General features: G+C 60.4%; 17 protein-coding genes and 1 riboswitch. Of the genes, 12 read left to right on the plus strand and 5 right to left on the minus strand.

Annotation, left to right across the window (positions count from 1 at the left end; all coding sequences use genetic code 11):
• Positions 1-212 precede the first annotated feature (212 nt).
• Positions 213-1,520: a tyrosine--tRNA ligase gene (gene tyrS / locus DKW72_RS10700; RefSeq protein ID WP_111642366.1), complete on the minus strand. Its 1,308-nt coding sequence runs from the start codon at positions 1,518-1,520 to the stop codon at positions 213-215.
• Positions 1,521-1,726: 206 nt separating this feature from the next.
• Between tyrS and DKW72_RS10705 the strand changes: the two genes are divergently transcribed.
• Positions 1,727-3,142, plus strand: a complete 1,416-nt coding sequence (locus tag DKW72_RS10705) for an OapA family protein (RefSeq protein ID WP_111642367.1) — start codon at positions 1,727-1,729, stop codon at positions 3,140-3,142.
• Between the two features lie 3 nt (positions 3,143-3,145).
• Positions 3,146-4,270 (plus strand): anhydro-N-acetylmuramic acid kinase, encoded by a 1,125-nt coding sequence (locus DKW72_RS10710; RefSeq protein ID WP_111642368.1) that lies wholly within the window; start codon positions 3,146-3,148, stop codon positions 4,268-4,270.
• Between the two features lie 15 nt (positions 4,271-4,285).
• On the opposite strand, the gene erpA is transcribed toward DKW72_RS10710, so the two are convergent.
• From erpA to argC, 4 genes are all read right to left on the minus strand, one after another.
• Positions 4,286-4,639, minus strand: coding sequence for an iron-sulfur cluster insertion protein ErpA (gene erpA, locus DKW72_RS10715; RefSeq protein ID WP_111642369.1), 354 nt, complete (start codon positions 4,637-4,639; stop codon positions 4,286-4,288).
• Between the two features lie 88 nt (positions 4,640-4,727).
• A complete protein-coding gene (locus tag DKW72_RS10720) occupies positions 4,728-5,135 on the minus strand; it encodes a bactofilin family protein (RefSeq protein ID WP_111642614.1) in 408 nt (135 codons plus the stop codon).
• A 36-nt stretch (positions 5,136-5,171) separates the two neighbouring features.
• The gene (locus tag DKW72_RS10725) at positions 5,172-5,912 is read right to left on the minus strand and encodes a DUF6776 family protein (RefSeq protein WP_111642370.1); all 741 of its coding nucleotides are present in this window, start codon (positions 5,910-5,912) and stop codon (positions 5,172-5,174) included.
• Between the two features lie 45 nt (positions 5,913-5,957).
• Positions 5,958-7,004 (minus strand): N-acetyl-gamma-glutamyl-phosphate reductase, encoded by a 1,047-nt coding sequence (argC, locus tag DKW72_RS10730; protein ID WP_111642371.1) that lies wholly within the window; start codon positions 7,002-7,004, stop codon positions 5,958-5,960.
• Positions 7,005-7,148: 144 nt separating this feature from the next.
• On the opposite strand from argC, the gene hemJ reads away from it, so the two are divergent.
• The 10 genes from hemJ (at position 7,149) to uca (ending at position 19,317) form a co-directional block, all read left to right on the plus strand.
• Positions 7,149-7,571, plus strand: a complete 423-nt coding sequence (gene hemJ, locus DKW72_RS10735) for a protoporphyrinogen oxidase HemJ (RefSeq protein WP_111642372.1) — start codon at positions 7,149-7,151, stop codon at positions 7,569-7,571.
• A gap of 19 nt (positions 7,572-7,590) precedes the next feature.
• Entirely contained in the window at positions 7,591-8,400 is an 810-nt protein-coding gene (gene thiD, locus DKW72_RS10740) for a bifunctional hydroxymethylpyrimidine kinase/phosphomethylpyrimidine kinase (protein ID WP_111642373.1), read from the plus strand.
• A gap of 105 nt (positions 8,401-8,505) precedes the next feature.
• A complete protein-coding gene (gene thiE / locus DKW72_RS10745; protein ID WP_269777898.1) occupies positions 8,506-9,117 on the plus strand; it encodes a thiamine phosphate synthase in 612 nt (203 codons plus the stop codon).
• Positions 9,118-9,129: 12 nt separating this feature from the next.
• Positions 9,130-10,410: a glutamate-1-semialdehyde 2,1-aminomutase gene (gene hemL / locus DKW72_RS10750; RefSeq protein WP_111642375.1), complete on the plus strand. Its 1,281-nt coding sequence runs from the start codon at positions 9,130-9,132 to the stop codon at positions 10,408-10,410.
• Positions 10,411-10,863: 453 nt separating this feature from the next.
• A riboswitch (guanidine-I (ykkC/yxkD leader) is annotated at positions 10,864-10,976 on the plus strand.
• Positions 10,977-11,035: 59 nt separating this feature from the next.
• On the plus strand, positions 11,036-12,085 hold the full coding sequence (locus DKW72_RS10755) for a putative urea ABC transporter substrate-binding protein (protein WP_111642376.1): 1,050 nt from the start codon (positions 11,036-11,038) through the stop codon (positions 12,083-12,085).
• A 208-nt stretch (positions 12,086-12,293) separates the two neighbouring features.
• Positions 12,294-13,115: an ABC transporter permease gene (locus DKW72_RS10760; RefSeq protein WP_111642377.1), complete on the plus strand. Its 822-nt coding sequence runs from the start codon at positions 12,294-12,296 to the stop codon at positions 13,113-13,115.
• Positions 13,112-13,873 (plus strand): ABC transporter ATP-binding protein, encoded by a 762-nt coding sequence (locus DKW72_RS10765; protein ID WP_232522380.1) that lies wholly within the window; start codon positions 13,112-13,114, stop codon positions 13,871-13,873. The genes DKW72_RS10760 and DKW72_RS10765 overlap by 4 nt, the downstream gene beginning before the upstream one ends.
• Positions 13,866-14,588 (plus strand): urea amidolyase associated protein UAAP1, encoded by a 723-nt coding sequence (locus DKW72_RS10770; RefSeq protein WP_111642378.1) that lies wholly within the window; start codon positions 13,866-13,868, stop codon positions 14,586-14,588. The genes DKW72_RS10765 and DKW72_RS10770 overlap by 8 nt, the downstream gene beginning before the upstream one ends.
• A gap of 138 nt (positions 14,589-14,726) precedes the next feature.
• Complete coding sequence (locus DKW72_RS10775) at positions 14,727-15,368, plus strand: urea amidolyase associated protein UAAP2 (RefSeq protein ID WP_111642379.1); 642 nt, start codon at positions 14,727-14,729, stop codon at positions 15,366-15,368.
• Positions 15,369-15,729: 361 nt separating this feature from the next.
• A complete protein-coding gene (gene uca / locus DKW72_RS10780; RefSeq protein WP_111642380.1) occupies positions 15,730-19,317 on the plus strand; it encodes an urea carboxylase in 3,588 nt (1,195 codons plus the stop codon).
• Positions 19,318-19,362 lie beyond the last annotated feature (45 nt).

The following is a 19,362-nucleotide window of genomic DNA, read 5'->3' on the forward strand; positions in this document are numbered from 1 at the left end:
ACAGCGGCCTAAGCCTCCCACTGAACCCCTCTCTTCCGTTGAGCGAGGCGCGCATTATACGCCCTAAAGTCCGTTTGTAAACCCCTTAATGTGCAGAAGTTTTTACCGCCAGAACAACCGCTCTGACCGCCCTGCCGTTCCGTGGAGGAGGCGCGCATTATACGCACCGGGTTCGGCCTTGCAAGCCTTTTTCGCAACTATTTCGTGACGCCTTATACAACTTCGAACAAGTGGTACTTCTTCTTACCCAGCTTACAGATAAAGAAGCGGTCGTAGGCGGCGCGCTCGGGCGCGAAGCACGCCTGGACGGCCATATTGTCATCCATCGAAAGCGCCACACCATTCAGCCAGACCGCGCTGCGTCCAAGCGCATCCTTTACCTGCTTGCCCGATGCCGCCATCCCGGCATCCACCAACACCTGGGTCAGCGGGTCTCCACCCAAGCTGGCGCGCTCAAGGCAGGTCGCCGGCAGGCCATCCAGCTTGAGCTGCTCCAGGTCAGCCTCGCTCAACCCTGCCGTTTCGCCGCTAAACAGCGCTTCGGTGATTCGCTGGGCGCCCAGCAAGCCCTGCTCACCGTGCACCAGGCGCGTCATCTCTTCGGCCAGCACCCGCTGAGCCTCCGGACGCCCCGCGCGGGCCTGATCCTCAGCCTCTATAGTCGCGATCTGCGCCAACGGCAAAAAGGTAAAGTAGCGCAGAAACTTGTACACGTCCGCGTCCGCGGTATTCAACCAGAACTGGTAGAAAGCATAGGGCGACGTCTTGGCCGGATCCAGCCACACCGTGCCGGTCTCGGTTTTTCCGAATTTGGTGCCATCCGCCTTGGTCACCAGCGGCATGGTCAAACCGTAAACCTGGCCACTGTGCAGGCGCCGGGTGAGGTCGATCCCCCCGGTGATATTGCCCCACTGGTCGCTGCCGCCTATCTGTAGGCTGCAGCCATAACGATTGTACAGCTCCGCAAAGTCGTAAGACTGCAGCAGCATGTAGGTAAACTCGGTAAACGAAATCCCCTCGCCCTCACGCTCAATGCGCTGTCTGACCGACTCCTTGTTGATCATATTGTTAACGGAGAAATGCTTCCCTACGTCGCGCAGAAAGTCGAGCACGCTCATCTGGCCGACCCAGTCGAGGTTGTTCACCACTTCGGCCGAGTTGTCACCACAGTCAAAATCGATAAAACGGCTGACCTGGCCTTTCAGGCGCTCTGCCCACCCGGCAACGACGTCCGGGGTGTTGAGCTTGCGCTCCTGCGCCTTGAAACTGGGATCCCCCACCATACCCGTGGCACCGCCCACCAAGGCAATGGGCTTATGGCCGGCCATCTGGAAGCGCTTGAGCGCCAACAGGGGTACCAGGTGCCCAATATGCAGACTGTCGGCGGTCGGGTCGAAGCCGCTATACAGTGTCCGGCCACCCCCTGCCAGATACTCTCCAAGGGCATCGCCGCCGGAGGTCTGTGCGACCAGGCCTCGGGCCTGTAAATCGTCAAGTAAGGAGGGGTCTACTGCCGTCATCTGCTTAGCATCCTGTTACTGAGTGAATGAGCGCGCACCCTTTAGTGGCGGCACGCGGGCGGAACAAGATACCCGATTTATATCGAAAAACAAGGCCAAAGCCAGACGCAGTCCGCATTTCCGGCTAACAACGGGGTGTCATTAAGGCGGTTTTCTGTTATAACTGGCAGATAATGTCACTGTTCACCTACGGGTTTAACTAGCTTATGGAACCCTCTGAAAAGTCAACCAAAACGCTCGACATCGCTGCGTTGCGTCGTTTTCCCCGCTCACATGCGGTTGCCGCCGGGTCACTCGTGGCCAGCCTGTGCCTGCTGTTTATGCTGTTTCCATCGAAGGATGCCTCCGCGACGCGCGACCTGCAGGAGACTCTGACCCTACCTTTGGATCGCGACGCCCCCCTCTCGTCAGCCTTGAGCCTTGAGGCTGAAAGCGCCGAGGAGCCCGAGACGGCACTTGAACTCGCCTTGATTATCGAGGAAGAGCCTCCAGCAGCTGCCGAGCGGCCCTGGAATGAGTACGAAGTAAAAAGTGGTGACAGCCTCGCGCTGCTGTTCAGGCGCGCCGGCTTGAGCGAGCGCGATCTGTACGAACTGCTTAACCAGAGCCCGGAAGCGCGCGCCCTGCGTCGCATCATGCCCGGTCACAGCATTGCTTTTCAGATTGAAGACGATCGCCTCGAAGGCCTGCGTTACACCCGCAGCCGCACCAGCAGCCTGGAGTTTTTGCGCGAAGACGGCAGCTTTGTCGCCCAGGAAGTGGAGCGCCAGCCGGATGTGCACTTGGCCTACCGTCAAGCTACGATCAACAGTTCCCTCTTCCTCGCCGGGCAGCGCGCCGGTCTGGCACACAACCTGATTATGGAACTGGCCAATATTTTTGGCTGGGATGTCGACTTCGCCCTGGATATTCGCCGAGGCGACAGTTTCAACCTGCTCTACGAAGAACTGTACCTGGATGGTGAGCGCATCGGTACCGGCGGAATTTTAGCCGCAGAGTTTACCAACCGGGGGCGGACCTTCCGCGCCGTGCGCTACACTCACGAAAATGGCAGCACTCATTACTATACGCCCGATGGCAACAGTATGCGGCGGGAGTTCCTGCGTACGCCGGTAGAATTCGCACGCATCAGCTCGCATTTCAATCCCAACCGGCGCCACCCCATATTGCACACCATCCGCGCTCACCGGGGCACGGATTACGCGGCTCCCACGGGCACGCCCATCCGCGCTGCGGGCGACGGCCGCGTCGTTCACGCGGGCCGCAAAGGTGGCTATGGGACGACCGTTGTCATCCAGCACGGGCAGACCTACCAGACCCTATACGCCCATATGAATAACCTGCACCGCGGCATCCGCAACGGTGTGCGGGTACGTCAGGGGCAAACCATTGGCTATGTGGGCTCCACAGGCATGGCCACAGGCCCTCACCTGCACTACGAGTTTTTGGTCAATGGCGTGCACCGCAACCCGGTCACCGTCGATCTGCCCCAAGCCAGCTCCATCGGCAGCGGAGAGATGGATCGCTTTGAGCGCGAAACCGGCCCGATCCTGGCACGGCTGGCGCAACATCACTTGGCAACCGAACTCGCCATGTCCGATGACGAGCTCAACGTCAACTAGCCTGTGACACAAGAACTTTATATAGGCCTGATGTCGGGCACCAGCGCCGATGCTATCGACACGGCGCTGGTAAGTTTTGAAGGGGCGCAAAGCCCACAGCTCATTGCCACCCACTCCACCCCCATCCCCTCTGATCTGCGCGCGGACATCCGGGCGCTTTGCCAGCCGGGCACCGGCGAACTGGACCGCTTTGGCCACCTCGACGGTGTACTGGGCGAGACCTTTGCCGACGCCTGCCTGGCACTGCTGGTAAACACCGGTATTGAGGCAAGCGCTGTTACCGCCATCGGCAGTCACGGCCAGACCCTGCGCCACCGTCCACCAAGCCCTGATGCCCGAGCCTTCAGTTTGCAGGCCGGCGACCCAAACATTATCGCCCAGCGCACGGGCATCACCACGGTTGCCGACTTTCGGCGTAAGGACATCGCCGCCGGTGGTCAGGGCGCGCCGTTAGTGCCCGCCTTCCACCGGGCAGTGTTTGGCTGCGCCCACGAAAACCGGGCATTGATCAATATCGGGGGCATTGCCAATATTTCCTGGCTGCCAAGCGAGGGGCCGACCCTGGGCTTCGATACCGGGCCCGGGAATGCCCTGATGGACGACTGGATCGGTCAGCATCGGCGCGAACGGTACGACCGCGACGGGCTCTGGGCAGCCCAGGGCAAGCCCAACAGTATGCTGCTTGAATATCTGCTCGCGCATCCTTACTTTGTGCAGCCTCCCCCAAAAAGTACCGGCCGAGAAATCTTCAACCTGCAATGGCTCGACACCCAACTGGAACAGATGGATCCCATGCCGGCACCGGAAGATGTGCAGGCATCACTGCTGCTGCTGACGGCCCACGCTATCGCCAGTGCCGTCACCGGCCTGGCCGACCAGGGGCCGGCGCGGGCGTACGTCTGCGGCGGCGGCGCCCATAACAGCCAACTGATGAATACACTAGAGGCCCTTTTGGGCGAACAGGTACCCGTTGCCTCCACCGAAGCGCTGGGCATAGCGCCCGACTGGGTCGAGGCAATGGCTTTCGCCTGGCTTGCTCGCCAGACGCTTAAAGGGTTAGCCGGCAACTTACCGGAGGTGACCGGCGCTCACAGCGCTCAGGTACTGGGGGGGATCTATCCCGCCTGAGCGGGACGGCAGGTATCAAACAGAGAAGGACGAGCCACAACCACACGTGGTCGTCGCATTGGGGTTATTGACCACAAAGCGGGCCCCTTGCAAGCCCTCCTGGTAATCCACTTGCGATCCCGCAAGATAGGGATAACTCATCGCATCGAGTACCACCTTAACGCCATCGCGGTCGACAATCGTGTCGTCCTCCGCCAGCGCTTCATCAAAGGTGAAACCGTACTGAAACCCTGAGCAACCGCCGCCGGTCACATAGACCCGCAACATCAGATCAGGGTTACCCTCCTCCTCGACCAGGCTCTTAACCTTGGCCAGCGCCGCCTGAGACACCTGCAGAGGATCGGGGGTGTAAACTTCGGGAGCGGACATCAATTTCTCCGGACAGCTGGAAACGCTAAAAAAGGCCCAACGGCAAGTGCCGTGGGCCCCTTATTATGGCTTTACCTGAGTAAAACAGTCAACTATTGCTCTGAGCGGCCTTCTCAGGGGTCTCTGCCGCTTTGAGCTCCACTTTGCGCTCGCCCTTGGCGCCACCAAAGACCAGGCTACCATTGACCTGGGAGCCCTTGACCATCTCGATCAACTGGTACTCAACGTTACCCTCGACCACCGCCTTGGCCGCCAACTCTATGTGCTTGGCAGAATAGACATTGCCCACCACACGGCCATTGATGACCACCATCGGGGCGCGAATTTCGCCCTCGACCACACCTTTCTCGGCCACCACCAACTTCGCGTCATTGCCATTTTCCGCAATGATATTGCCGCTGACGTGCCCCTCAATTTGCAAATCACCGCTGAAATGCAGGTCACCAACGATCTTGGTACCACGGGAAATCAGGGTGTGATTGTTGGAAAAAGCCATATCGTTTCGTTTGCCCCACATAAGCCTAATCTGCAGTTAATTTTCTTCAGCCAACCAGCCGAATTTCTTTTCGACCGTGGTGGCACCCTGCCCGGTAGATCGGGCAACCAATTCGATGCGCTCCGGCTCAAAACCCTCAGGGAGCGTCAGGCGCCCCTCGATATTCTGGAAGTACCGAAAACGCAGCCGGATATCTTCGCTTTCGACATCGCCGGACAGTTCGTACAGCGGCAGCTCCAAAAGCTCGCCGTTCTGACGCCCAATGACAGTAAAATTCAATGCACCATTCAGCACCTGATGATTGGTCGCCAACTGCTGCACTACCAGTTTGTAGCCATACTCTCGAGCGTTATTGGTCGACAGAACGTTGAGAGAACCAATTGTCAGGCCTCCACGATTCTCCGAAGGCTCCATCAGGCCACGGTAGAACGTAATATCTTCTTCGAGCGAAGCAATCTGGGCTTTGAGATCCATCGCTTGATGGCGCAGCTCCTCAGTGGCCCGATTGTCCACCTTGGATCCCAGGGTCAGATTGGCCTCGACCTGACGCAGCTCGTTCACGGTTTCCTGCAAGCGGCGATTCTCGACCCGCAGACGATCGCGTTCGGCAACGGCGTTGGACTGTTCACGGGCACTCTGATAATGCCCGCCAGCGTAGCTACCAACCACCGCAGCAACCACCACTACAGCGGCGACGCTGCCCCAGAGAATGCGCTGCCAGGGGCGGTACCGGACCACCACCAGGCGTTCGGGTTTGCTTCCTTTAACAACCGACATTGCTGCCTCTCGACTCGTTATTTGCGCTCAGCGGCCCACGCTGCCTCACGGCAGCGGAGCGACAATATCCAGGCCGGCTTTTTCGTCCAGACCGAACATGATGTTCATATTCTGTACCGCCTGGCCCGACGCACCCTTGGTGAGGTTATCAATAACGGACAGCACCACAACGGTATCACGATCCTGGGGCCGGAACACGGAAATACGACACATATTCGAATGCCGAACCGTGCGGGTTTGTGGGTGCTCACCCACCGGGAGAACGTCGACAAACGGCTCGTCAGCATAGCGTTGCTCATAGAGCGCCTGCAAGTCAGGGACCTTGCTCGCATCCAGTAACTGGGCGTACAGCGTTGCATGAATGCCGCGAATCATGGGCAGCAAGTGAGGCACAAACGTCAGGCGCGCCATTTGTGCGCCGGCCGGCTGAATGTCACGGAGGCCCTGCTCGATTTCCGGCAAGTGGCGATGACCGTGGGCCGCGTAGGCTTTAAAGCTGTCGCTGACCTCGGTCACCAGGTTGGCCACTTTGGCCTGACGCCCGGCGCCGCTGGCGCCACTGGCGGCATTGACCACCAGACGCGAGGCATCCACGAGATCATTTTCCAGCAACGGCAGCAGCCCCAACTGGGCCGCCGTCGGGTAGCAGCCTGGGCAGGCCACCAACCGGGCGGTGCGAATCTGTGCCCGGTTGACCTCGGGCAGGCCATAGACAGCCTCGGACACCAGTTCCGGGCAGCCGTGCGCCTGGCCATACCACTCTGCCCAGAGCCCGGTATCGCGAATACGGAAATCCGCCGACAGGTCCACCACGCGTATATCCCGGGCCATCAGCTCGGGCATCAGGTTTTGGGCAACGCCGTGGGGGGTCGCAAAAAATACCACGTCACAGGCGGCCAATGCGTCCACATCCGGCTCACTGAAGGCCAGGTCCAGATGCCCACGCAGGTTCGGGAACATGTCCGCCACCGGCACCCCTGCCTCCGCGCGCGACGTGATCACGGCAACCTCGACGTCCGGGTGCTTGGCCAGCAGCCGCAACAGCTCTACGCCGGTATAGCCTGTACCCCCTACAATGCCTGCCTTGATCACACTATCCCCCTGCTTTCCAGTCTGGTTTCGGTTACGCTATGGCCACCGGAGCTTTGCGGCCCCGGTGCGCGAGAATTGCCTATGATAAAAGCCTGACCGCCAAAGAGAAAGCCAGGCTGCCAAATTATTCGACAAGGAGCCTCTATGCTTTGGGTTAAGGCCTTTCACTTGATTGCTGTGGTCTGCTGGTTTGCGGCCATTTTCTACCTGCCCCGACTGTTTGTGTACCACGCCATGAGCGAGGACCAAGCCAGCCGCGAGCGCTTCAAAGTCATGGAACGCAAGCTCTATCGCGGGATTGGCACCCCCTCAATGATCGCCACTATCGTTTTGGGCTTCTGGCTGGTGAGCTACAACTGGGGCTATTACCACAGTGCCGGCTGGTTCTGGCTCAAGCTGGCACTCGTGGTGCTGTTGGTGGTCTATCATTACCTGTGCGGCTATTACCTGCGCCAATTCCGGGATGAGCGCTGTGAGCGCGGCCACGTGTTCTTCCGCTGGTTTAATGAAGTCCCCGTGGTGATGCTGCTTGGCATTGTCATCCTTGCGGTCGTAAAACCCTTTTAACCTTGTCAGAGACACAATCATGGCGTCACTGTCCACCACCACACCGATCGTTCTCAGTCTGTCCAGTCATGACCCTTCAGGCAGCAGCGGCATCCAGGCAGACATTGAAGCCTGTATCAGCCTCGGCTGCCACTGCACGCCGGTGATTTCCGCGCTCTGCGCCCGGGATACCCGAGAGCTGAAGGATATTCAGGCCGTGGATGCGCTGCTGCTGGTCGAACAGGTGCGCGCCATACTCGAAGATATGCCGGTGGACGTGATCAAGCTCGGCTTTATCGCCAGTGCCGCCCACGCCGAGGCCATGTACACCATCCTCCAGGATTACCCGAACATACCGTTAATCCTCGATCCGGTAACCCATCTGGGCAGTAACCAGCCGAGCGACAATCCATCGCTGGTGGACGTCATCAAAACCCTGCTGCTACCGCGGGCCCTGCTCGCCACCCCCGACCTGGTAGAGGCCAGGGAGCTGGCACCACAAGGGGATACGCTCGATGCCTGCGCTCAGGAAATCCTCCACAGCGGTTGCGAGCACCTGTTGATTACCGGTACCCGACGGGATCAATTTCATCTCGACAACACGCTCTACAATGCCCAAGGGGTCATCCGCCACTACCGCTGGGATCGTATCAACGCTTTCAGTCACGGCTGCGGCGCGACGCTTTCGGCGGCGATCAGTGCCTATCTGGCCCACGGGCTGAGCCTCATGGATGCGGTCGAACAGGGGCAAACCTTCACCTGGCGCGCCCTGCACGCCAGTCGTCGGTTGGGCAGCGGGCGGTGCGTTCCCAACCGGCTCTATTGGGCCGAGCGCGACAACCTTCATTGAAGGCGCCGCCTTTGCCGAGACCGCGGTTCGCGCTACACTAGCGGGCTAAATGACACCCAGCCCGCCACGAGGAGCGACACCATCGAGCCCGCCCGCCTGTACGCCATTACCGATACTCTCCTGACGCCCGGCGCGCACCTGTTTCAGGCTGTGGAAGCGGCCCTGGCAGGTGGCTGTCGCTGGGTGCAATACCGGGACAAATCCGGCGACCACGAGCGCCGGGCGCGCGAGGCGCAACAACTGCTCGACCTATGCGAACAGGCCGGTGCGCGCTTGATTATCAACGACGACCTGGCGCTGGCGCTGCGCGTGGAGGCCCACGGCGTGCACCTGGGCCAGGGCGATGGTGACCCGGCCGAGGCCCGACGGTTACTCGGGCCGACAGCGATTCTCGGGGTCACCTGCCACGACTCCCTGCCCCTGGCCCGGCAGGCGGTGGTCAACGGCGCCAGCTATGTGGCCTTCGGGCGCTTTTTCCCGTCGCGCACCAAGCCCGAGGCGTCGCCTGCACCGCTGTCGCTGCTGCGCGAGGCCCGGGCAGCGCTGCCCAACACCCCCCTAGTGGCGATTGGTGGCATCACCCTCGACAACGCTCACACATTGATTGCCGCGGGGGCCGACACTCTCGCAGTGAGCCACAGCTTGTTTGGCGCCGACGCGATCGAGGCGCGTGCGCGCACCTTTACCACCCTTTTCAACCAACATTCATCGACGTAAACAGGAATTTCCATGAGCCGTTCTGAAACCTTGTTTAGCCAAGCCCAGCGCCACATCCCCGGGGGCGTCAACTCCCCAGTTCGCGCTTTCAAAGCCGTCGGCGGGACGCCGGTATTTTTCGAGCGCGCTGAGGGCGCCTATCTCTGGGACGCCGACGACCAGCGCTATATCGACTATGTGCTCTCCTGGGGCCCCATGGTCATGGGTCACGCCCACCCGGTCGTGATCGACGCGGTCATCGAGGCCGCGCGCAAGGGTCTGAGTTTTGGTGCGCCAACTGAACGGGAAACCCAGCTTGCCGACCTGCTGTGCGCCCGGGTTCCCAACATGGACATGGTGCGCCTGGTCAACTCGGGCACCGAAGCCACCATGACCGCCATTCGGCTGGCGCGGGCCTACACCGGACGCGACACCATCGTAAAATTTGAAGGCTGCTACCACGGCCACTCGGACTCGCTCCTGATCAAAGCCGGCTCCGGCGCGCTGACCCTGGGCGTACCCAGCTCCCCCGGGGTGCCCGAAGTGCTGGCCAAACACACCCTGACCCTGAACTACAACGACCCGGAGCAGGTGCGTCGGGTATTTGCCGAAATGGGCGACAAGATCGCCGGCATCATCGTGGAACCCGTGGCGGGCAATATGAACTGCGTGCCGCCCGTGCCCGGTTTTCTCGAAAGCCTGCGCGAGGTGTGCGACCAATACGGCAGCCTGTTGATCCTGGACGAAGTCATGACCGGCTTTCGCGTGCACCCCGAAGGTGCACAAGGCCGCTACAGCATCAAAGCCGACCTGGTCACCCTGGGCAAGGTCATCGGCGGCGGCATGCCAGTCGGCGCCTTTGGCGGCCGCCGGGAGGTAATGGAAACCGTTGCCCCCACCGGCCCGGTCTATCAGGCCGGCACCCTGTCTGGCAATCCGGTGGCCATGGCCGCAGGCCTGGCAACCCTGAGCCTGTTGGCCGACGACGCCGTCTACCCGCAGCTCTACGCCCGTACCGAGCAACTGATGACCGGCTTGCAGACGCTGGCGGACAAGGCCGGCATTCCCATGACCACCAACCACGTGGGCAGCATGTTCGGGTGCTTTTTCACCGCCGAGGACAAGGTCACCAACTTCAAACAGGTGATGGCCTGTGATACCGAGCGTTTTAACCGTTTTTACCACGGTATGCTGACCCGGGGGGTCTACCTGGCACCAGCGTCCTACGAAGCCGGCTTTATGTCCTTCGCGCACACCGAGGCGGATATTCAGGCGACGCTGGATGCGGCCGAAGCGGTATTTGCGGAGCTTTAGACGCGCTCCGGGCGGGTCCGGTGCCTCAGGTGTCGGATTACGCCTTCGGCTAATCCGACCTACGAGAAACAGCGTGCCAAGACACAAGTAGGTCGGATTAGGCCCAGCCGTAATCCGACAAAACGGCACCAACCCCCCTACAATGTGGCAATGCTCAAGCAGGTCGGATTAGCCGAAGGCGTAATCCGACAAAGCGGCACTGACTCACTTCATACTGGGCCACTTGCACAAAAATACCCCGCACATCGAACCAAATCAGTGCGAAGCACCCTCGAGTCGCACCACTATGGCGCACAAAAGAGCCTGTTCGCGGACATTCCTGGCCGCTCATGCACCATTGCCGAGCCCCGCATAACGGGGGCTCGGCCTGGTTTCGACGTCTTTGGCATTCATCTTGCGGTAATAACCGCGACACATTGTCCGCACTCTGGTAGTCAGGACAACCGACAATTTGCAATGGAGAGCTAGGGTTCCGACTGCCGACGGCAGTGACTGGTCCGAGAGCTCTCGACCTCCGCGACTCCTGTGGGTCTGAGGTTACACGGCGGGACAAAAGCCCGGGAGATCGATGGCCTTAACAGCCAGAGTGCTCCTGTATCCCGACGTTAACCCTTGGAGGTTTGTCATGAAGCGCCTTGCCACTCTACTTTTTGCCGGTCTGGTACCGGTTCTCGCCTCGGCCCATGCGTCGGCCGATTCCTTCCGTATTTGCTGGTCCATCTATGTCGGCTGGATGCCCTGGGGCTACGGTGCCGAACAGGAAATTGTCAAAAAATGGGCCGACAAGTACGACATCGAGATCGAAGTCGTGCAGATCAACGACTACATCGAATCCATCAACCAATACACCCTGGGCCAATTTGACGGCTGCACCATGACCAATATGGATGCGCTGACCATTCCCGCCGCTGGCGGTGTGGACAGCACCGCCTTGATCGTGGGCGACTTCTCCGACGGCAACGACGGTATCGTACTCAAGGGTAAAGACAGCCTCGAAGACATTCGCGGCCAGCGAGTCAACCTGGTGGAGCTGAGCGTATCGCACTACCTGCTGGCGCGTGGCCTGGAAAGCGTCGGTATGCGCGAATCAGATGTGCGCGTGGTCAATACCGGCGATGCCGATATGGTCGCTGCTTACGGCACTCGCGATGTCTCCGCGGTGGTGACCTGGAACCCCTTGCTGAACGAGATCTTGCGCGCGCCGGACGCTAACCTGGTGTTCGATTCCTCCCAGATTCCCGGTGAAATCATGGACCTGTTGGTCGTGAACACGGAAACCCTGAAGCAGAACCCGGCCCTGGGTAAAGCGCTGGTGGGCGCCTGGTACGAGATCATGGGTCTGATGAGCGGTGACGACGAACAGGCCATCGCCGCCCGCACCGCCATGGCCGAAGACGCCGGCACCGATCTGGCCGGCTATGAAGCTCAGTTGGCCAGCACTCGCATGTTCTATACCCCCGAAGAAGCCCTGGCGTTGGTCAACAGCGACGAGTTGTTAGCCACCATGGAGCGGGTGGCGGAGTTCTCCTTCGAACACGGCATTCTGGGTGAAGGTGCCCCCAATGCGCGCTTTATCGGGATCGAAGGTCCTAATGGGGTGTTTGGCAATGAAGGCAATGTGCGCTTGCGGTTTGATCCGACGTTTATGCAGATGGCCGCGGATGATGAGCTTTGATCCATTGTTTTCGCACCGCCCCGGAATAGCTCGGTGGCGGTGATTGGGTACTCGGGTGTGAGACACGCTGTAAATACATCCCTGTAAGCTCGACGCCGACCTCCTGTCGGCGACGGTCTCACACCCGAGTACCCAATCCCCTCTGACCATCGCGGCCGCACCACCGAAGGGTGGAAACAAACACTGAATAAAGCGAAGAGAGAGTTGAATGAGACGGTTGATTAACCTGAAACCTTCCCGATCGGTGGGTGTGATGCTGGGGTTGTTGCCCTTTGCGTTGATTGTGATTATCTATATCGCGGCGTCGGATAAGCGTCTGGCGGAGAATCCGGACGATCGCTTGTTGCCGAGCTTTACCCAGATGGGTGAGGCGGTTGAGCGGCTAGCGTTTGAGCCGAGTCGGCGCACGGGCGAGTATGTGTTTTGGGAAGATACCAAGAGCAGTTTGCAGCGTCTGGGCCTCGGGATCGGGATCGCAGCGCTGATCGGTTTCAGTATCGGGACGCTGACCGGTTCGATTCCCTTGGTGAATTCGCCGCTGTCGCCGCTGTTGACGGTGATTTCGTTAGTGCCGCCATTGGCGCTTTTGCCGATTCTGTTTATTGTCTTCGGCTTGGGGGAGCTGGCCAAAGTGGCCTTGATTGTCATTGGGGTTGCGCCCTTCATTGCCCGGGACATTCAACGTTCGGCTCAGGAGATTCCCACTGAGCAGTTGGTCAAGGCACAGACCTTGGGCGCGTCTACCTGGCATATTCTGTTGCGGGTCCTCATTCCCCAGTTGACCCCCCGCCTGATTGCAGCCGTGCGCTTGTCGCTCGGGACCGGCTGGTTGTTTCTGATCGCCGCCGAGGCCATCGCGTCCACCGACGGCCTCGGCTATCGCATCTTTCTCGTTCGCCGTTATATGTCCATGGACATCATTCTGCCCTACGTGGCCTGGATCACCTTTCTTGCTTTCCTGTTTGATTGGCTGCTTGCGCAATTGAGCCGCAAAGCCTTTCCCTGGCATCACCAAGGAGGTAAGGCATGAGTGCACCGATGATTGAAGTCAAAAACCTCTGGAAAGAGTACGGCAATAATGTCGTCCTTGAGCGCATGAACCTTCAGGTCAAAGCGGGCGAATTCATCACTATGGTGGGGGCCTCCGGCTGCGGTAAAAGCACCTTCCTGAAAATGCTGCTGGGCATGGAAGAGCCAACTCGAGGCCAATTGCTACTCGACGGCAAACCCATTCCCAACGAGCCGGATCAGGCGCGCGGCATTGTGTTCCAGCAGTACTCGGTGTTCCCGCACCTGAGTGTCGAACAGAATGTGATTCTCGCGCGTGAGTTCGAGCGCTCACCGCTGCTGGGCAAGCTCTTTGGTCGCGCCCGGCGCGAGGTTCTTGAAGAGGCGCGCGCGCTGCTCGCCAAAGTCGGCCTTAGCCACGCGGCCAAACAGTATCCCCACGAGCTTTCCGGCGGTATGCGCCAGCGTCTGGCCATCGCCCAGGCGCTGATTCGCAGACCGCGCATTCTGTTGCTCGACGAACCCTTTGGCGCGCTGGACCCGGGCATCCGCAAAGATATGCACACACTCGTGCATCAGTTGTGGCAGGAGCACGAGCTCACCGTTTTTATGGTCACCCACGATATCAGCGAAGGTTTCGCCCTGGGCACCCGGTTATGGGTGTTCGACAAACTGCGTCGCGACGACCAGGCACCCGAAGCCTACGGGGCCAATATCACTTACGACTTGCCCGTGAACCGGGAATCACTGGCACAGCTAAAGGAGCGTGACTATGGGTAAGCCTAAGTACACCACCCGCATTCCCGGCGCCGGCCATTGGTCGCTGGAAATGCGCCGGGGCAGTTACCTTAAACTGACCGACCTCGAAGGCGGCGCCAATGCCGGCATGTTGTTTTACAACCCGCGTAACCTGCTGGAGCGCTACAACGGCCCGGACACCCTCAAGTGCCAGCACACCTTCAAGCTGCACAAAGGCCACTGCCTTTACTCGGACATGGGCCGAATTTTTGCGTCGGTGACCGACGATTCCTTTGGCTGGCACGACACCGTGTGCGGCAACAGTCGCGCCGACCAGGTCGCGCAACGCTGGGGCGCACGGGACTACCAGAAAGACCGCAACGATTGGCACCAGAACGGCTACGACGCCTTTCTGGTAGAACTGGCCAAATACGGCCTGGGCCGGGCCGACCTGGCCTCGAATATCAACTGGTTCAGCAAGGTGGTCAGCGACGCCGAAGGCAATATCCGCCTGGATGACAGCGCCGCCAAAGCCGGTGCCAGCGTCACCTTGCGTTTTGAAATGGATACCCTGGTATTGCTGCACGCCTGCCCGCACCCGTTGAGCCGGGCGGAACGCTATCCGTTCAAACCGGTGGAGATCGAGCTGGGTGAGGCCGACCCGGTAACCGACGACGACTATTGCCTGAACTTCCGCCCAGAGAACCGGCGCGGGTTTGAGAACAACCGGATTTATCACATTGCCGGGGGGCGCTAGGCGGGCTGGGTGCCTCAGTGTCGGATTACGCTGCGCTAATCCGACCTACAGGAAACACAGTGCCAACGCTCAAGTAGGTCGGATTAGCCGGAGGCGTAATCCGACACAAAACCGATTTGACCAGCAGAGGTTCAAACAATGCCACTACAGGAAAGCACACTCAACCCCGACGCCGCCAGCGCCAAACACTGGGTGGGCGCGGGCGATTACTTTCTCGGGGTTTTAAAAAAAGGCCAGACCGTGCGCATCCTCGACCTGGAGGGCAACCAGGCCGCCGACACCCTGTTTTACAACGCCGAGGACCCGAGCGAACACTACAGCGCCATGGACACCGTGCGCGAGCAGGGCAACCTCTATCTGAGCGCGGGCACCGCGCTCATGTCCAACGCCCAGCGCCCGCTGCTCAAGATCGTCGCCGACACCTGCGGCCGCCACGACACCCTGGGCGGCGCCTGTGCCACCGAGAGCAACACCGTGCGCTACGACCTGGAAAAACGCTGCATGCACGCCTGCCGCGACAGTTGGATGCTCGCCATTGCCGAACACCCGGAGTACGGGCTGACGAAGCGGGACATTACCCACAACATCAATTTCTTTATGAATGTGCCGGTGACCGAAGACGGTGGTCTCACCTTTGAAGACGGTATCTCGGCGCCGGGCAAGTACGTGGAGCTGCAAGCGCAGATGGATGTGTTGATGCTGGTGTCCAACTGCCCCCAGCTCAACAACCCCTGTAACGGCTACAACCCCACACCGATCGAACTGTTGGTATGGGATTAACTCGGGCTGGTGCCCACTTTTGACACTACGGAATGGGGTGAAGGGGTGTGAGACACGCCGTGAATACGTCCCTGTAGGCTCGGCACCCGCATCCATGCGGGCGACGGTCTCAAACCCCTTCACCCCATTCCTCTATCTTAATAACCTTCAGTGGACGACCACTGTCGCAACTGTTGGGTAGGACACAGAGCTTTAATGCGAAGGGACTTGGGCAACCCCTTCCCAGACCGTCACGCGCGGGACAGCGCGTGCCGAGCCCCCAGGGATGGGTTCACGGCGTGTCTGGGAAGGGGTTGCCCAAGTCCCGCCCCAAAGCTCTTACCCACAGAAATTCCTGCGGGACGGCCCGCTGGAGAACACTATGTTTGATAAAGTATTGATCGCCAACCGCGGCGCTATCGCCGTTCGTATTATTCGCACCTTGAAAAAGCTAGGTGTGAAGTCCGTCGCCATCTATGCCGAATCCGATGCCGACAGCCTGCACGTACGCCACGCCGATGAGGCTTACAGTCTCGGCGACGGCAACGCCACCCAGACCTACCTCAACCGCGACAAGATCCTCGCCATCGCCAAAGACACCGGTGCCAAAGCCATCCACCCGGGCTACGGTTTCCTGAGCGAAAACGCCGACTTTGTGCGCCAGTGCGAAGCCGCCGGCATCGCCTTTGTCGGGCCCACCCCCGAACAGATGACCGGCTTTGGCCTCAAGCACAAAGCCCGCGCCCTGGCCGAAGAGGCGCAGGTGCCTCTGTGCCCGGGCAGCGAACTGCTCACCGACCTGAGCGATGCGCAGCGCGAAGCCGAGCGCATCGGCTATCCGATCATGCTCAAAAGCACCGCCGGCGGCGGCGGCATCGGCATGCAACTGTGCCACGAAAAAGCCGACCTGGACGCGGCTTTCGATTCGGTCAAACGACTGGGCGCCAACAACTTCGCCGACGACGGTGTGTTTCTGGAAAAATTTATCGCCCGCGCCCGCCACATCGAGGTGCAGGTATTCGGCGACGGCAAGGGTCAGGCGGTGGCGCTGGGCGAGCGCGATTGCTCCAGCCAACGCCGCAACCAGAAAGTCGTGGAAGAGTGTCCCGCGCCCAACCTGAGCGACGCCCAGCGCGAGGCCATGCACCGTACCGCCGAACAGCTCGCCGGTGCGGTCAACTACCGCAACGCCGGCACCGTGGAGTTTATCTTCGACGATCAGGATCAAAAGTTTTATTTTCTGGAAGTGAACACCCGTCTGCAGGTGGAGCACGGGGTCACCGAGGAAGTTTATGGTGTGGATCTGGTGGAGTGGATGCTCAAGCTCGCTGCCGGCGAACTGGACGACCTCGAACAGTTACGCGCACAACTCAAACCCCAGGGCCACGCCATTCAGGTGCGTGTCTACGCCGAAGACCCGGCCCACGACTTTCAGCCCTGTGCCGGGCTGCTGAGCAAAGTCAGCTGGCCGGAACAGCAGGGGCTGCGCATCGACCACTGGATCGAAAGCGGCATTGAAGTGCCCGCCGATTTTGATCCCATGCTCGCCAAGGTGATTGTCAAAGCCGCCGATCGCGAACAAGCGCTGGCGCAACTGTCGAACGCGCTGGAGCAGAGCGAACTCTACGGCATTGTCACCAACCTGGACTATCTGCGCCAACTGATTCAGGACGACACCCTGGTCAACGGGCAGATGACCACCCGTTACCTGAACGACTTTGTCTACCGCCCGGCGCGCATTGAAGTGCTTCAGGGCGGCACCATGACCACCATCCAGGACTACCCCGGGCGCGCCGGCTACTGGCATATCGGGGTGCCGCCCTCCGGTCCCTTCGACAACTACGCCTTTCGCCTCGCCAATCGCCTGCTGGGCAACGACAAGAAAGCGGCCGGGCTGGAAATCACCCTGCAGGGCCCGACGTTCAAGTTCACCTGCGCCACCACCATCGCCCTCACCGGCGGTGCCATCGGCGCAACCCTCGACGGCGAACCACTACCCTTGTGGCAGGGTGTCACCGTGAGCGCCGGACAGACCTTGCAGCTGGGTCGCATCCGCGACGCCGGCGCACGCGCCTACCTGGCGGTGGCCGGTGGCATTCAGTGCCCGGACTACCTGGGCACCAAATCCACCTTCACCCTGGGCCAGTTTGGTGGCCACAACGGCCGCGCCCTGCGCGCCGGCGATATGCTGACCATCGACCCGACGGCACAGGCGACGCCCGCTGAATTGCCCGCCGAGCAGCAACCCGCGCTGGGCAACGAATGGCAACTGCGGGTCATCTACGGGCCCCACGGCGCGCCGGACTTTTTTACCGATCAGGATATCGAGACCTTTTTCTCCCACGCCTGGGAAGTGCACTACAACTCCAGCCGCACCGGCGTGCGCCTGATCGGCCCCAAACCCCAATGGGCGCGCAACTCCGGCGGCGAAGCGGGCATGCACCCGTCCAACATCCATGACAACGCCTATGCCTTCGGCACCGTGGATTTTACCGGCGATATGCCGGTCATCCTGGGCCCGGACGGCCCGTCCCTGGGCGGCTTTGTCTGCCCGGCGACAGTCATCACCGCCGACCTGTGGAAGCTCGGGCAACTGCGCGCCGGTGACAAAATCCGATTCGTTTCGGTCACTGTGGACGATGCCGTGCGCCTGGAGGCCGATCAACAAACGGCCATCGAGCAATTGCGACCTGCTGAAGACACGGTCTCACCCGCACCCCTATCCAGCCCCATTGTCGACCGCTTGAGTGCCAATGAGGTGGGTGAGGACATTGTCTATCGGGTCGCAGGCGATCACTTCCTGCTGGTGGAATACGGGCCGCTGGAACTGGATATCCGCCTGCGCTTTCGAGCCCACGCCCTGATGCAGTGGCTGGAGCAGAACTCCCTGCCCGGCCTGCGCGAACTCACCCCGGGCATTCGCTCGCTGCAGGTTCACTACGACAGCCAACAGCTTTCCCTGCAAACACTGGTGGCCCATGTGCAAAAAGGCGAGCGCGAGCTGAGCCAGCAACTGGCGGAGCTGAGCGTGCCCTCGCGCATCGTGCACATCCCGCTGAGCTGGGACGACGAGGCCTGCCACACCGCCATTGAGAAGTACATGCAATCCGTGCGCGCCAACGCCCCCTGGTGCCCGAGCAACCTGGAATTCATCCGTCGGATCAACGGCCTAGACTCCATTGATCAGGTCAAGGACATCGTCTTCAACGCCTCCTACCTGGTGATGGGCCTGGGGGATGTCTACCTGGGCGCGCCCGTGGCCACCCCGGTGGACCCGCGCCACCGCCTGGTGACTACCAAGTACAACCCGGCGCGCACCTGGACTGCGGAAAATTCCGTGGGCATCGGCGGCTCCTATATGTGCGTGTACGGCATGGAGGGCCCGGGCGGCTACCAGTTTGTGGGCCGTACTTTGCAGATGTGGAACCGCTACCGCACCACCCGGGAATTCAAACAACCCTGGCTGCTGCGCTTTTTCGATCAGGTGCGCTTTTACGAAGTGAGCCACGACGAGCTGCAACAGATCCGCCGAGACTTTCCCCAGGGGCGCTACCCCATCGAGATTGAGGAAACCTCGTTCAGCCTGAGCGATTACGAAGCTTTCCTGGCCGAACACCAGACGGATATCGAGCAGTTCACCCATCAACGGGAACAGGCCTTCGACGAAGAACTGGCACGCTGGCACGCCAACGGCCAGTTCAACTTCGAAGCCGAAGAAGCGGTGGAAGAAGAAAGCGCCGACGACTTCCCCGAAGACGCCATTCGCGTGGACTCTTCAGTATCGGGTAGCGTCTGGCAGGCAGTGGTCAGTGAAGGCCAACAGGTCAAAGCCGGCGAGGTGCTGCTGGTGCTGGAATCCATGAAAATGGAGATCAACATCACCGCGCCCAGTGACGGCAAAGTGTTGCAGGTATTGAAGTCTGAAGGTGCCCGGGTGCAGGCGGGTCAGACGCTGGTGGTGCTGACCTGACCTGAAACCCGCATCACCCACTTCGATGCCCTCGAACACAAGACT

This window comes from Marinimicrobium alkaliphilum (assembly GCF_003259155.1).
In the GTDB taxonomy this organism is placed as follows: domain Bacteria; phylum Pseudomonadota; class Gammaproteobacteria; order Pseudomonadales; family Cellvibrionaceae; genus Marinimicrobium_A; species Marinimicrobium_A alkaliphilum.

Bases quoted from the DNA above. Each gene is read 5' to 3' on its own strand.
- tyrS (WP_111642366.1), bottom strand. From the start codon at position 1,520: ATGACGGCAGTAGACCCCTCCTTACTTGACGATTTACAGGCCCGAGGC.
- DKW72_RS10705 (WP_111642367.1), top strand. From the start codon at position 1,727: ATGGAACCCTCTGAAAAGTCAACCAAAACGCTCGACATCGCTGCGTTG.
- erpA (WP_111642369.1), bottom strand. From the start codon at position 4,639: ATGTCCGCTCCCGAAGTTTACACCCCCGATCCTCTGCAGGTGTCTCAG.
- DKW72_RS10720 (WP_111642614.1), bottom strand. From the start codon at position 5,135: ATGGCTTTTTCCAACAATCACACCCTGATTTCCCGTGGTACCAAGATC.
- DKW72_RS10725 (WP_111642370.1), bottom strand. From the start codon at position 5,912: ATGTCGGTTGTTAAAGGAAGCAAACCCGAACGCCTGGTGGTGGTCCGG.
- hemJ (WP_111642372.1), top strand. From the start codon at position 7,149: ATGCTTTGGGTTAAGGCCTTTCACTTGATTGCTGTGGTCTGCTGGTTT.
- thiD (WP_111642373.1), top strand. From the start codon at position 7,591: ATGGCGTCACTGTCCACCACCACACCGATCGTTCTCAGTCTGTCCAGT.
- hemL (WP_111642375.1), top strand. From the start codon at position 9,130: ATGAGCCGTTCTGAAACCTTGTTTAGCCAAGCCCAGCGCCACATCCCC.
- DKW72_RS10755 (WP_111642376.1), top strand. From the start codon at position 11,036: ATGAAGCGCCTTGCCACTCTACTTTTTGCCGGTCTGGTACCGGTTCTC.
- DKW72_RS10760 (WP_111642377.1), top strand. From the start codon at position 12,294: ATGAGACGGTTGATTAACCTGAAACCTTCCCGATCGGTGGGTGTGATG.
- DKW72_RS10765 (WP_232522380.1), top strand. From the start codon at position 13,112: ATGAGTGCACCGATGATTGAAGTCAAAAACCTCTGGAAAGAGTACGGC.
- DKW72_RS10770 (WP_111642378.1), top strand. From the start codon at position 13,866: ATGGGTAAGCCTAAGTACACCACCCGCATTCCCGGCGCCGGCCATTGG.
- DKW72_RS10775 (WP_111642379.1), top strand. From the start codon at position 14,727: ATGCCACTACAGGAAAGCACACTCAACCCCGACGCCGCCAGCGCCAAA.
- uca (WP_111642380.1), top strand. From the start codon at position 15,730: ATGTTTGATAAAGTATTGATCGCCAACCGCGGCGCTATCGCCGTTCGT.